Source organism: Chryseobacterium sp. FW101-FHT12H09 (assembly GCF_058790395.1).
The window spans coordinates 417,952-430,447 of sequence record NZ_JBYTCP010000001.1 but is presented as its reverse complement, the minus strand read 5'-3'; the positions used below and the strand labels follow the sequence as shown (position 1 = coordinate 430,447).

Sequence of the window (12,496 nt, the reverse complement as noted above, 5' to 3'; positions counted from 1 at the left end):
ATTATTTTTTAATGATGAATTCTTCCATCGGAACACGAACTTTCTTCATGGAAGATAACCAGTCTTTTTCTTCATCCCTGTATCCCAGGTATAAAAGGCTTACACTTTTTAAACCTAATTCTTTAAGTCCAAGGATCTCATCTACTACTTCATTACTGAAACCTTCTGCCGGTGTACTGTCTATTTTTAATTCTGCAGCCTGTGCTAAAGCCATACCTAAAGAAATATAGGTCTGACGGGCAGTATGAAGAAAATGTTGTTCCGGAGTCTGAGACCCATAGATCTCTTTTAATTTATCCGTATAACTGTTGAAACGGCCTTTTGGTAAATCTCTTACTTCGGTATGGTAATCATAAACCTGATCTATTTTTTCGTTGGAATAATTATCCCATGCAGCAAATACCAGGACATGCGAAGAATCTCTCATCACCTCTGGATTTAATGCTCCCTTTACCATCTTCTCTTTTAATTCCTGATTTTCTACCACAACAATGCGGAAAGGCTGTAATCCTGATGAAGTGGGAGCCAATCTGGCTGCTTCTAAAATTGTATTTAAATCTTTTTCTGATACTTTTCTTGACGGATCATATGCTTTTACTGCATGTCTCCAGTTTAGATCTTCTATTAACGACATTTTTCTATTTTTTCTTTAATTAAAATATTTAATAGCTAATTTATGGTATTAAATAACGGGACAAAGTTACAAATAAATTGAATTGCACACAATATAATTTTAAGTAATGTATTTTAGATAAAATCAATAATTATGAAACTCCACAAGTTTCGGATTTCAAAAGACAGTCTGTATTCTAATCTTTGCTGTAGAATTTTAAACAAAATATCATGCAAAGATTTAAAGACAAATTCGCCTTAGTAACAGGCGGAACAAATGGAATGGGCTATGCAGTGGCTCAACAGTTTATTGACGAAGGTGGAAGAGCCATCATTACAGGAAGAAGTTTAGAAACAGTAGAGAAAGCGATAAACCAATTAGGTGAGAAAGCTTTTGGAATTGTTTCAGATGCCGGAGATATGAAAGATTTGTTGAACCTGCAGGCTAATGTGAGAAAATACACCAATACCATTGATCTGCTTTTTGCCAATGCAGGTTATGGAAAATTTATGCCTATTGAAAATGTTAGTGAAAGTGATTTCGATGAGCTTTTCAATATGCTCGTAAAAGGACCTTTTTTCACGGTTCAACAAATACTGCCACTAATGAAAAATGGAAGTTCTGTTATTTTTAATACTTCTGTAGCTACTGAGATTTCAATGCCTAATTTCTCTATATATTCAGCTGCTAAATCTGCTGTACAGTCTTTCATTAAAACTTTTGCGACAGAATTAACGGAAAGAAGAATCCGAGTGAATGGAGTTAGCCCAGGGCATATTAAAACCAATATCTTCAATAACACAGGACTGAATAAAGAGCAGATTGAAGAAGCAGTCCAGAATATTATTCCAACTATACCCTTTAAAAGACAAGGTGAGCCATCAGAAATTGCAAATACCGTACTTTTCCTTGCTTCAGAAGAAGCTTCCTATATTCATGGAGCGGAAATAAAAGTAGATGCTGGGATTTCAGTGGTAGGATAAGTAACAAATAAAGGTTTTAGAAATTATTTAACATCATTAATCTGTTTAATAATGTTGGTTTTGTTTTCAATACCGATGCTAAATGGCTTTCCTTTCTTTAGACTTTGATTTAATTTATCCAAAAGAGATTTATAGGTAGATTCTTTTTTTGATAGATAAAAAACCTGTGGACTGATTCCAATAGATATACGAAGAAAATCTTCCGGCTTATCCGGATCTTCAGAAATTTGACTTATGGTAGCATTTTTATACCATGTTAAGTTTTGGGAACCTGAACTACCAGAGCAAGATGTTATCATAAATAAAAATAATATTAAGATCCATGTTTTCATAAAAGTGTGTTATTAAATAAAACTGCTCCTGCCAATTTATGCATAATAAAGACAGGAGCAGTTCAAATTGTTAGTATTAATTAGAATCCACAAGATGATACATCTGGAGCCGGTGAAGGAGAACATCCGGAAAGTGATGTAAATTTAGTCAGTACACAATTGGTATTGATTAAGTTGTTATCATACAGATAAGAATTACTTGGGCTTCTGTAATATACATTTCCAGCAGTATTAACGTAAGAAGAAACTGATGCCGATCCACAAGAAGTATTAATACATGCATTTCTCCATGCAGTATCTGTTACAGGTCCGCTTGAAAATAATGAAGGGTCAATAATTCTCTTTTCAGTTACTCCGGAAGCATTTTTATAGCTTACCAATATAGCTACGTGATAGCTCCATCCAACGCAACAAGTACCTGTAGAAGCTTTTAAGTTTCCATATACAAACTGCTTTTCACAGTCGTATCCATTGTTGATCAGAATTTGTCTCATTTTGTGAGCTCTTGCATAACATCCATCAACAGGATATCTGAAGGTAATACAAGGTGATGAAGCAGTAGAAGTACCACAAGACTGATTTTTAATCTGAGTAAATAAACTGTTTAATGTTGCCACATTTGGAATTACACTAGCTAATTTACTTTCTTGTCCTTTTGCTTCTTTTGTTAAAATAGATTTAAAATACCTTGTGTCTTCCAGGCTTACCGATTCTACTTTTGCTATTTCATTAGAATTAGGTTTAAGGAAAACATGTATTGGAGATTCATTTTTTATGGACTGTCTGATCATACCAATATACTGTTCATTCTCTTTACTAGGCTTAATCTCGTAGAATTGTGCGGTAACAATAAATGAAACTTTTAGCATTCCATTTTCCTCGTCTATCCCTACCGGAACAGTTTTTCCGAAATCCTTCAGAGAAGCATTGTTTATACTCGATTTTTCTTGTGCGCTTGCCTCTTGATTACCATTGGAATCGGCACAGGCATTAAATGTCAGGATGGTCACAAAGGCCATCATTGATAAAAAAAAGTTTTTCATAGTAATTGTAATTTGGTTTTTAATAATGAGTTCTGATTTGTTTTTTGACTATTAATTTTTATTGTGATATACTTCACGTTTTGGTGAAAATAAAAGTAATAAAAAATTGAATACAAACAAGTTATTTTTATAAAAAATCAAGTTATTTACAACTTTTGCATTATTTTATGCATTAAAAACCAGTGTTTTGTCAAGTGGTAATAATGGCTTTACATTTTTTATTGACAGGGTAAAATATTTATGGAAAAGTTTTGATGTTCAATAAAATAATAAATTACACTAATGAAATGGGGTTGTTGTTTTGCGTTATCTCTTAACCAAATTACTTTGTAGTACAATATCTCTGATTAAAGTTTCAAAATAATAAAAGAGATCATTTTTTTCACTCATTTGGTTTTCCAATATAATGACACTTACATCAGAATCAGGAATGTAAACATTTAAAGATGCAAAACCATCTCCCAAACCGGTGTGTCCAAAATAATTGATTCCATGAGCTTTTACAATTCGGATGGCATAACCATAACCCATTTTACCCTTTCCAAATACATCGTGCTCCGACATCACCGATGTAGTGGTCATTGATTTATAAGATTTTGGGTTTAAAATTTTACCTTTATGAAGGAGGTTATTCCACAGTGCTAAGTCTTTGGCTGTTGTAACAACTCCATCTGCGGGTAAGTTTTCATCATTAATGAAAGAATTCTCAACAACTTTAAAATCAGTATCATTGCTCATATGCCCGGATACAAGCTTCCGTAGATTGGTCTTCGTATAACAAAATGTATCCTTCATTTTGAGCTCTGTGAACAGGTCATTAGCCAATTCAGCATATTTTTTATGGCTCATATTTTCAATGATTTTCCCTAAAAGAATATACGATAAGTTGCCATATTTGAAGTCACTGCCCGGTTTAAAAACCAAAGGTTTTTCAATATCTACAATTCCGTGGGTATGATTCAATAATTGGTGTACGGTAACAGAATCTGCCCAGGATTGAGTTAGAGAAGGAAGATATTTTTTTATAGGAGCCTGTAGATCTACTTTTCCCTTTTCAACTTCTTTCAATAATAAAACGGCAGTTACTTGTTTTGTATTTGACATGATTTCAAACTGGTCATCCATTTTTAAAGGAGTTCCCGTATTAATATTGGCAACACCAAATGCTTTGAAATATTTAATCTTATCATTTTTGGTGATCAAAACAACACCATTGAACTTTCTGGGACTTTTAATCTCAATTAAACTGTCAATCTTTTTTGTGTAATTATCTTTTTGTGCATACAAATAGGGATGGACAAAGAATAATAGCAGATAACAAAAGAGCTTAACTATTGATTTCATTTGGTGTTAAGTTTAGATTAAAAGTTGTGTAAGATCGATTGCAAAATAGTAAATCCAAAGCAAAACTTCTAGATTTTTTTAATCAAATAAAACCAAGCTTTTTTTAAATATAGTTTTTAAAATATTTGTCCACAGCTTCCTGATTGTATTGGTCTTCACCACGCCAGTATTCTACAAAAACCCAATCATTTTTTCCTCTGCTAGGTCTATCATATGAATTTGGTTTTAGTATTTCTATACAAGCCAGTATTTCAATTAATACTTTTCTTTCAGGTTTTGTTGATTTCAGGACATCTGCCAAATTCTTTTCTAACGCACTTGGATAGTCACCAGGTTGCGAATTTTCAATTGTATTTAAGATGGTTTTAAAAATAGAAACATCCTCATCGGTTGGTTGGGGAATTTGGGCCTGTTGTAATTGTTGTAAATCAAATAGGGTGTAGATTAAATCTCCATGTCGAACACCGCCCCATTTTATTCTTTCAAAATTCAGGACATTCAGGTCTTCATTTTTATATTCCTTATCACCAATAATACCATACTTTAGATCCCTACAAATACCACAAGTGTAACTTCTATGACTTACTTCTCCATTTTCATCATAGCTTTCTCCACTTACTACTTTAGTATATGAATGTGGAATTAATTGTTTGGCAATAAAATATGAAGCCAAGCCCGAACGCCAGTCCAAACGTCTGGTTGAAAGACTGCTTAAAAAAGCTTTTGAAATTTTATCAAATGAAATGGTTGGGAGAATTTTAAATATATCTTCTAAACATTTATCATGTGTTGTGGTTATTGGATCAAACATTAATCCCATTGATTTCGCATACTCAAAATCTGTGGAACTTATTTGCCTTTCTCCGTCTTCGATCCAGCCATTTTTCCAATATGTTTTAAACAATATATTTTTTGCTTTTTTATCCATTATCCATAGTTAAAGTCCTATCTAATATAAAAATATTTTGAATATTATTAGAATTATCTTAAACAGGAATCCAACGAAATTAATCGTAAAATAATAAATATATAATTAAAACATGGGACTTTGTTATTCCGTAGGAATCTAGACTTTAATATACAATTCTAAATTTAGATTCCTACGGAATGACAAAAATGAAATCAATTAATCATTCTTTAGAAACCAACACTTTCCCGATGTCTCTCAAATAAATTATTTTTAATTATTTTTCCATTTCTGAAAATATACTCAATGGAATCTCCTTTACTTTTTGAAATGGAATCACCAATTTTATACTCAAACTCTAAAATCTTTTTTCTTCCATTAGAATACTTTACGTATAAAAAATTATGTTCTTCTCTGTTATTGTAAATATCAACAACAGTTGAATGATTTTCTATAAGCAGAAGCTGTTTTTTTACATTTTCTTCACCATAGAAATATTCATATATAGCGATGAAACCTATAATAAGTCCAAAGAAAACGGCAAAAGAAATTTTAATTTTACTTTCTATTCCAGGTTCTAATTCAATATGATTATTTTCCACAGGTGTAGAAAAGGACTATCTATTTGTAAGCTGAGCTCCAAAAACATCCGCAAAATGCTTTGTGATCTTAGTTTTGATATCCTTCATTTCTTCAGGAGAAAGCTCTCTTTCAAGTTCTCTTTTTAAGGAAGTAACCTGTTTATCTTTTATGCCGCAAGGTATAATATACTCAAAATATCGCATATCGGTATTCACATTTAAAGCAAAGCCATGTAAGGTCACCCAACGAGAAGCTTTTACGCCCATTGCACAGATCTTTCTGGCATAAGGTTTCCCTGGATCCAGCCAAACGCCTGTTTCTCCTTGGGAACGCTCTCCTTTGAGACCATATTCTCCAATAGTTCTGATAATTACTTCTTCCAGATTCCTCATATACAAATGGATATCCGTAAAGAAGTTTTCAAGATCTAAAATAGGATAACCCACAACCTGTCCATATCCATGATAGGTAATATCTCCACCACGATTGACCTTTACAAAAGTAGCATCGATCTCCTTCAATTGATCAATACCGGCTAACATGTTTTCTTCATGTCCGCTTTTTCCCAAAGTATAAACATGAGGATGCTCTACTAAAAGTAAATGATTGGGAGTGATCATATGCTGTTCAGCAGGTAGGTCACGATTTTTTATTTTGGTGTCAATAATATCCTTCATCAGTTTTTCCTGATAATCCCATGAGGACTGATAATCCTTGATGCCTAAATCTTCAAAGTCTACTACTTTATTTTGATTTGTATTCATATGTTGATATCATACCATTTTTCGATATACAAATTTAGTGATTTTTAATTCTTTATTGAATTTATAAAATCTATGGCATTGATCTTCCAATCTTTATTTTGCAGTAATATATTCACGAAAGCAGTTCCTATAATTCCACCATCCGCTTTTTCGGTTACGTTTTCAAAATCTTCTTTAGATTTTATTCCAAAGCCAATCATCACCGGATTTTTAAGCGGAAGAGAGGCTATCCTGGAAAGATAGTCTTCATTTTTCAAAACAGCATTTTTATTTCCTGTTGTAGATGAGGAACTTACAGCATATAAAAATCCTGAACTTAGAGAATCTAAATATAAAATCCTTTCATCCGAAGTTTCAGGGGTGATTAAAAATGTAAAATTGAGATCATACTTCTTAAGGATTTGCTGATAGTTTTTCTCGAATTCAATAGGAGGAAGGTCGGGAATAATTAAGCCTGAAACTCCACTTTCCGAACATTCTTTGCAGAAATTTTCGAAACCAAAACTTAAAACAGGATTAATGTAACCCATTAAAATAATCGGAATTTTGATCTCATTTTTAATGGATTTCAGTTGTGAAAGTAGTTTTTCAATCGTCATGCCATTTTCCAGTGCCAGTTCATGGGCTTTCTGAATAACTGGCCCATCAGCGACAGGATCAGAATAAGGCATTCCGATTTCCATCATATCCGCTCCGGAATCCTGTATTAATTTTATAATATCAGCAGTATCTTCCAGTTGTGGAATCCCCGCCGTGAAGTATATGTTGAGTTTTTTCATAGAGTTAAATTGTATTGATGTATTCATGTATAATATATTGATGATATCTCCAGTGAATTATCATCTTTAAATTAAAGAAGCATGATTTTCTTTGGTAACTTTCAAAATCATTTTACATAAATACTTTTTACAGATTAAAGATTAGCTAAGTACGTTTCCATATCCTTGTCACCACGTCCGCTTAAACAGATGACAACAATATCATTTTCATTGAATTTCTTTTTATCTAAAACTGCCAGAGCGTGAGAGCTTTCCAATGCAGGAATGATACCCTCTAGTTTGGTCAGTTCAAAAGCACATTTTAAGGCTTCATCATCATTGATGCTGAAAAATTCAGCACGCTTTTCTTTAAATAAATGAGCATGAAACGGTCCGATTCCCGGATAATCTAAACCTGCAGAAATAGAGTGGGGCTCAATTACCTGCCCGTCATTCGTCTGCATAACAAGACTTTTACTGCCGTGTAAAACACCTAAAGTTCCAAGAAAAGTAGTAGCAGCTGATTTCCCTGATTCTACGCCGAAACCACCTGCTTCTGCGGCAATAATTTTTACACTTTCTTCTTCTACAAAATGATAGAAAGTTCCTGCGGCATTGCTTCCACCACCCACACAGGCGATGACATAATCAGGGTTCTCTCTTCCGATCTGTTCCTTAAGCTGTTCCCTTATCTCTTTTGAAATAATACTTTGAAATCTGGCAACAAGATCAGGAAAAGGATGCGGTCCTACCACACTTCCAATCACATAGTGGGTGGTTACCGGGTGGTTGATCCAATCCCTTAAGGCTTCATTAACGGCATCTTTTAATGTCTTTGATCCTGAAGTTGCAGGAATCACTTCTGCACCCAACATTTTCATTCTTGCTACATTGGGAGCCTGTCTTTGAATATCTACTTCACCCATATAAACGATGCATTCCAACCCAAGCAAAGCACAGGCTGTAGCTGTGGCAACACCATGTTGTCCAGCACCGGTTTCAGCAATGATCCTGGTTTTTCCAAGACGTTTTGCCAATAGTACCTGACCAAGTGCATTGTTGATTTTGTGTGCTCCTGTGTGATTGAGATCTTCTCTTTTTAAATAAATGTTCGTATTGTATTTATTACTTAAATTCTTCGCAAAATAAAGTGGAGTAGCTCGTCCTACATAGTTTTTTAGTAAATACTGATATTCTTTCTGAAATTCTTCAGATTCGATGATTTCAAGATAGTTTTTTTGGAGCTCTTCTACATTGGGGTAAAGCATTTCAGGAATGAAAGCCCCTCCGAATTCTCCATAATATCCATTCTTATCCGGGTTTTTATAATTCATTTTCTTTATTGTTATTGTATTAAATAATCGGGATCCGTTGAATCAAGCTGTTTGAGCAGGTTTTTATTTTCTTCAGATAAGTGAATAATTGAGATATCATTTTATTTTCCCAAAGCTCTATGGATCTTTTTATTTTAAAGTCTGTCAGCTCTTCTGTCTTTTTAATGCTATAAATCATTGTTTACATTATTGATAAATGACAGATTATGATCAAACTGTTGTCTGGTGATCTGCTTGTTCATATATAAAAATTTTATTTTACTCGCTATACTGATTAAAGTTTCCATATCAAGTTTTGAGTGATACATTTTAAATATCAGTTCCAGATTGTCCAGTAAATAATAAGAGTCTAATTTTTCATATGATAGGAAGATCTTAAAGTATATTTTCCCCAAATCATAGTTAACATTGGTTCTAACCGTGTTTTCCATAAGTTTGTCTGCGATCATCACCAGATGATATCCATCCCATAAATGAATGGTTTTAAAAAAATATTGAATGTCCAGTTCATCAAAATCTTTAATGATATCAATAAATTGGGATAATAAACCTCCCATTTCCCAGAAGTCCGTTGTACTATCATTTTCGGATATAAATTGATAAAGTTTTTTTACATTTTTATTATCAAACCTTGGTGGAAACAATACCTGATAAAACTGTTTTTTTAATGATTTTATATTCATAGGTTTGAGTTTAATAGGTTAGACCTAAATAAACGTACTTTTTCCAAATCCTTAACTCCTGGTGTGATCTCAAATTTTGAATTGATATCCAGAGCAAAAGGCCTTTGATTTAGGGTTTTTACGTTATCAATATTTTCCTCTGAGATCCCTCCACTTAAGAAATAGGGGATTTTTATTTCCAATTCATTCAATAATGACCAGTCAAATTGCTTTCCTGTTCCTCCAAATGACTGACTGTCTGTATCAAACAAAATGTAGTCCACATCGAATTGTAAATGTTTAATTGTAGACTTCAGCTCTTCTATTGTGTTGGCTATTCTAAATACTTTTATAATCTTAGTAGCAGGGTTTAGCTTTTTTCTTAATTCCGAAATATAATGCAGGCTTTCGTCACCATGAAGCTGAATGAAATTCAGATCAGCCTGTTTCGCAATTTCTAATATAATATCTGGTTCCGCATTTACAAAAACACCTACTTTTCCCTGATGAATAATTTTCGAAATATCCTTTAAACTTAAACGATTAAGTGCATATCTGGGTGATTTTTTATAGAATATAAATCCAAGGAAGTCAATATTCATAGAAATTAATTCGTGAATTTGATCCAGATCTGATAAACCGCAAACTTTTATATGTAAGTTGTTGTCTGTCATTATACAGCTACATTATCGATAAATTCCCCAAATGCCTTCGCAGGATTTTCATTCTTCATAAAATATTCACCCATCAAAAATCCATCAAAACCCTTTTCTTTCAAATAATGAAAATCTTCATTATGATAAATTCCACTTTCGGCAACAGATAAGACTTCCTTTGGTAGCTGATTTTTTAATGTAACAGAATGTTGTAGGTCAACTTTAAAATCTTTCAGATTTCTGTTATTTACTCCCACCAAATCAATGGCAGAGTGGTAGTGCTTCAGTTCTTCTTCAGTATGGATTTCCAGTAGAACCTCCAATCCGAGCTTATGAGATAAATCTGTGAATTCCAAAACCTGCGCAGGAGAAAGACAAGCAGCAATTAATAGGATTACATCAGCACCCATATTTTTCGCTTCATAGAACTGGTATTCGTCGATCATAAAGTCTTTTCTAAGAATAGGAACTGCAATATGATCCCGAACACTAAGGATATCTTCAAAACTCCCCCCAAAAAAATCGCTATCTGTCAGAATAGAAATTCCGCTTGCTCCAAAATTTTCATACGCAGAAACAACCTCTAAAGGAGAAACCTTGTTGTTGATAATTCCTTTTGATGGTGACTGTCTTTTAAATTCGGCAATAATTCCGCTTTTTTCTTTTAGCGACGTTTTTAAAGATTTGGTTTGTCTTCCAAAAAAAACAGAATCTTTTAATTCTTCAATGGAAATACTTGCCTTTGAAAAAGCAACTTCTTCCTTTTTTTTCGATATAATTTTATCTAATATGGTCATTTAATGTGTGTTTTTTTATGCTTTTATTTCAATCAAATCTTATCCATTGTTATTATTCCAATAATAGTTCCATACTTCTCAAAGCTCTACCACTTTGTAAACTTTCCTGAGCCAATAAAAGGCAATCATCATAACTCCCGAATTTTTCGGTATGATAAAGCGCAATGGAAGCATTTGCCAAAACCACAGAGTTTTGTGATTCTGTTCCCTTACCTTCTAAAATGTTTCTGAAAATAGTTGCCGCTTCCTGAATTGTTTTACCTGCCTGTATGCTTTCTGGAGTTACCGGATCAAATCCAAGATCTTCCGCTGAATAAATATTCTCACCTTTTTTGGTAATAATTTTACTGTCATGGGTTAAGCTTATTTCATCATAACCATCCAGACCATGAACAAGAATAAACTCCTGGGAATCTTTTTGTAATAGATATTGATAAATCCTTGCAATCTCCAGATTATAAACTCCGATCACGGAAAATTTTGGTTTAGCAGGATTTACCAACGGACCTAATAAATTAAAAAATGTTCTTAACCCTAGCGATTTTCGTAATGCACCAACAGATTGAAGGGCAGGATGAAAGTAGGGAGCATGTAAAAAGCAGATATTGGCTTTTTCAAGATCACGGCTTAGCTTTTCAGAGTCATTATTCATTTGATAACCGAGCTCTTCTAAAACATTGGAAGAACCTGTAACTGCTGAAGCTCCATAATTTCCATGTTTAGTTACTTTTTGCCCGGCTCCGGCAATAACAAAACTTGCCAATGTTGAAATATTAATAGTGTTTTTCCCATCACCTCCGGTTCCAACAATATCTATAGCATCACTGGCATCTATATTTACAGGAACAGCCATTTGTAACAATGCTTCTCTAAAGCCTTCCAATTCTCTCAACGTAATATTACGCATAAGGAAAACACTAATAAAGGCAGTGACCTCCGTTGTGTTAAACTTATTTTGAGCAATTTCAATCATGATAGCCTTAGCTTCAGATTTTGATAAGGTATGATGATTAAACAAATATTGCAAAATTTCTTTCATTTGTGGTGTTTTTATGGTTGAGGCGCTTTCTAATGTTTTCAATGTAAAAGGAAGTTTTTAATGATTACTTCTCCATCAGGAGTTAAAATACTTTCAGGATGAAACTGTACACCATGTACATCATAGGTTTTATGCTGCAAGGCCATAATCATTCCATCTTTATCAACAGCTGTTATTTCCAGTTCTTCAGGAAATTGGTCGGGATCTACAGCCCAACTGTGATATCTTCCTACCTCAAGTCCTGAAGATAAATTTTGAAAGAGTTTTGTTTTATCTTTTGTCAGTTCAGCCGTCGTGGCTACGCCATGAAAAATTTCAGAAAGATTAATTAGCTTTCCACCAAAAGCCTCGGCAATAGCTTGCTGCCCAAGGCAAACTCCCAGAATACTTTTTGTGGAGGCATATTTTCTGATTAAATCCAATAAAATCCCTGATTCTTCAGGAATTCCTGGACCGGGTGACAGAATGATTTTATCATATTTGTCAATATCTTCCAAACTTATTTCATCGTTTCTGAAGACATCTACTTTCTGATTTAGAATTTTTTCAATAATCTGTACAAGATTATAGGTAAAGCTATCATAATTATCAAAAACTAAAACTTTAGCTGTTGATTGACCTTCTATATTTTTATTCATCTCTTTATTTATCATTATTGGTTAGCATTTATTGTACAAAATTT

15 protein-coding genes are annotated in these 12,496 nt (G+C 33.3%); 1 reads left to right on the top strand and 14 read right to left on the bottom strand.

Annotated elements, in window-relative coordinates; genetic code table 11:
• Window position 1 precedes the first annotated feature (1 nt).
• Entirely contained in the window at window positions 2-634 is a 633-nt protein-coding gene (locus AC3WRL_RS01925) for an NAD(P)H-dependent oxidoreductase (protein WP_261511426.1), read from the bottom strand.
• A 209-nt stretch (window positions 635-843) separates the two neighbouring features.
• Here AC3WRL_RS01925 and AC3WRL_RS01920 point away from each other — a divergent pair, with 209 nt between their 5' ends.
• Complete coding sequence (locus AC3WRL_RS01920; RefSeq protein WP_214833790.1) at window positions 844-1,596, top strand: SDR family oxidoreductase; 753 nt, start codon at window positions 844-846, stop codon at window positions 1,594-1,596.
• Between the two features lie 23 nt (window positions 1,597-1,619).
• Here the strand turns inward: AC3WRL_RS01920 and AC3WRL_RS01915 are convergent, their stop codons facing one another.
• The 13 genes from AC3WRL_RS01915 to AC3WRL_RS01855 form a co-directional block, all read right to left on the bottom strand.
• Window positions 1,620-1,895, bottom strand: a complete 276-nt coding sequence (locus tag AC3WRL_RS01915) for a hypothetical protein (RefSeq protein ID WP_492329614.1) — start codon at window positions 1,893-1,895, stop codon at window positions 1,620-1,622.
• 113 nt (window positions 1,896-2,008) lie between these two features.
• Entirely contained in the window at window positions 2,009-2,971 is a 963-nt protein-coding gene (locus tag AC3WRL_RS01910; RefSeq protein WP_492329613.1) for a protein-glutamine glutaminase, read from the bottom strand.
• 306 nt (window positions 2,972-3,277) lie between these two features.
• Window positions 3,278-4,315, bottom strand: a complete 1,038-nt coding sequence (locus AC3WRL_RS01905; RefSeq protein WP_214833782.1) for a serine hydrolase domain-containing protein — start codon at window positions 4,313-4,315, stop codon at window positions 3,278-3,280.
• Window positions 4,316-4,418: 103 nt separating this feature from the next.
• Window positions 4,419-5,243, bottom strand: a complete 825-nt coding sequence (locus tag AC3WRL_RS01900; protein ID WP_251040655.1) for a hypothetical protein — start codon at window positions 5,241-5,243, stop codon at window positions 4,419-4,421.
• Between the two features lie 209 nt (window positions 5,244-5,452).
• Window positions 5,453-5,824 (bottom strand): hypothetical protein, encoded by a 372-nt coding sequence (locus AC3WRL_RS01895; protein WP_214833779.1) that lies wholly within the window; start codon window positions 5,822-5,824, stop codon window positions 5,453-5,455.
• Between the two features lie 15 nt (window positions 5,825-5,839).
• Window positions 5,840-6,568 carry a lipoyl(octanoyl) transferase LipB gene (gene lipB / locus AC3WRL_RS01890; protein ID WP_214833777.1) on the bottom strand — a complete coding sequence of 243 codons (729 nt, stop codon included), beginning with the start codon at window positions 6,566-6,568 and terminating at the stop codon, window positions 5,840-5,842.
• A gap of 44 nt (window positions 6,569-6,612) precedes the next feature.
• The gene (gene trpA, locus AC3WRL_RS01885) at window positions 6,613-7,347 is read right to left on the bottom strand and encodes a tryptophan synthase subunit alpha (protein ID WP_214833774.1); all 735 of its coding nucleotides are present in this window, start codon (window positions 7,345-7,347) and stop codon (window positions 6,613-6,615) included.
• 134 nt (window positions 7,348-7,481) lie between these two features.
• Window positions 7,482-8,660 carry a tryptophan synthase subunit beta gene (gene trpB / locus AC3WRL_RS01880; RefSeq protein WP_492329612.1) on the bottom strand — a complete coding sequence of 393 codons (1,179 nt, stop codon included), beginning with the start codon at window positions 8,658-8,660 and terminating at the stop codon, window positions 7,482-7,484.
• Window positions 8,661-8,827: 167 nt separating this feature from the next.
• Window positions 8,828-9,343, bottom strand: a complete 516-nt coding sequence (locus AC3WRL_RS01875; protein ID WP_214833768.1) for a hypothetical protein — start codon at window positions 9,341-9,343, stop codon at window positions 8,828-8,830.
• Complete coding sequence (locus AC3WRL_RS01870; RefSeq protein ID WP_492329611.1) at window positions 9,340-9,996, bottom strand: phosphoribosylanthranilate isomerase; 657 nt, start codon at window positions 9,994-9,996, stop codon at window positions 9,340-9,342. Before AC3WRL_RS01870 ends, AC3WRL_RS01875 begins: the two co-directional genes overlap by 4 nt.
• Window positions 9,996-10,775 carry an indole-3-glycerol phosphate synthase TrpC gene (gene trpC, locus AC3WRL_RS01865; RefSeq protein ID WP_492329610.1) on the bottom strand — a complete coding sequence of 260 codons (780 nt, stop codon included), beginning with the start codon at window positions 10,773-10,775 and terminating at the stop codon, window positions 9,996-9,998. Before trpC ends, AC3WRL_RS01870 begins: the two co-directional genes overlap by 1 nt.
• A gap of 52 nt (window positions 10,776-10,827) precedes the next feature.
• Entirely contained in the window at window positions 10,828-11,814 is a 987-nt protein-coding gene (gene trpD / locus AC3WRL_RS01860; protein ID WP_214833759.1) for an anthranilate phosphoribosyltransferase, read from the bottom strand.
• Between the two features lie 38 nt (window positions 11,815-11,852).
• On the bottom strand, window positions 11,853-12,452 hold the full coding sequence (locus AC3WRL_RS01855) for an anthranilate synthase component II (protein WP_214834032.1): 600 nt from the start codon (window positions 12,450-12,452) through the stop codon (window positions 11,853-11,855).
• Window positions 12,453-12,496: the final 44 nt, after the last annotated feature.

What these genes read in the sequence shown, in the direction of transcription:
- AC3WRL_RS01925 (WP_261511426.1), bottom strand. Translation starts at nt 634, where the DNA reads ATGTCGTTAATAGAAGATCTAAACTGGAGACATGCAGTAAAAGCATAT.
- AC3WRL_RS01920 (WP_214833790.1), top strand. Translation starts at nt 844, where the DNA reads ATGCAAAGATTTAAAGACAAATTCGCCTTAGTAACAGGCGGAACAAAT.
- AC3WRL_RS01915 (WP_492329614.1), bottom strand. Translation starts at nt 1,895, where the DNA reads ATGATAACATCTTGCTCTGGTAGTTCAGGTTCCCAAAACTTAACATGG.
- AC3WRL_RS01910 (WP_492329613.1), bottom strand. Translation starts at nt 2,971, where the DNA reads ATGAAAAACTTTTTTTTATCAATGATGGCCTTTGTGACCATCCTGACA.
- AC3WRL_RS01905 (WP_214833782.1), bottom strand. Translation starts at nt 4,315, where the DNA reads ATGAAATCAATAGTTAAGCTCTTTTGTTATCTGCTATTATTCTTTGTC.
- AC3WRL_RS01900 (WP_251040655.1), bottom strand. Translation starts at nt 5,243, where the DNA reads ATGGATAAAAAAGCAAAAAATATATTGTTTAAAACATATTGGAAAAAT.
- lipB (WP_214833777.1), bottom strand. Translation starts at nt 6,568, where the DNA reads ATGAATACAAATCAAAATAAAGTAGTAGACTTTGAAGATTTAGGCATC.
- trpA (WP_214833774.1), bottom strand. Translation starts at nt 7,347, where the DNA reads ATGAAAAAACTCAACATATACTTCACGGCGGGGATTCCACAACTGGAA.
- trpB (WP_492329612.1), bottom strand. Translation starts at nt 8,660, where the DNA reads ATGAATTATAAAAACCCGGATAAGAATGGATATTATGGAGAATTCGGA.
- AC3WRL_RS01875 (WP_214833768.1), bottom strand. Translation starts at nt 9,343, where the DNA reads ATGAATATAAAATCATTAAAAAAACAGTTTTATCAGGTATTGTTTCCA.
- AC3WRL_RS01870 (WP_492329611.1), bottom strand. Translation starts at nt 9,996, where the DNA reads ATGACAGACAACAACTTACATATAAAAGTTTGCGGTTTATCAGATCTG.
- trpC (WP_492329610.1), bottom strand. Translation starts at nt 10,775, where the DNA reads ATGACCATATTAGATAAAATTATATCGAAAAAAAAGGAAGAAGTTGCT.
- trpD (WP_214833759.1), bottom strand. Translation starts at nt 11,814, where the DNA reads ATGAAAGAAATTTTGCAATATTTGTTTAATCATCATACCTTATCAAAA.
- AC3WRL_RS01855 (WP_214834032.1), bottom strand. Translation starts at nt 12,452, where the DNA reads ATGAATAAAAATATAGAAGGTCAATCAACAGCTAAAGTTTTAGTTTTT.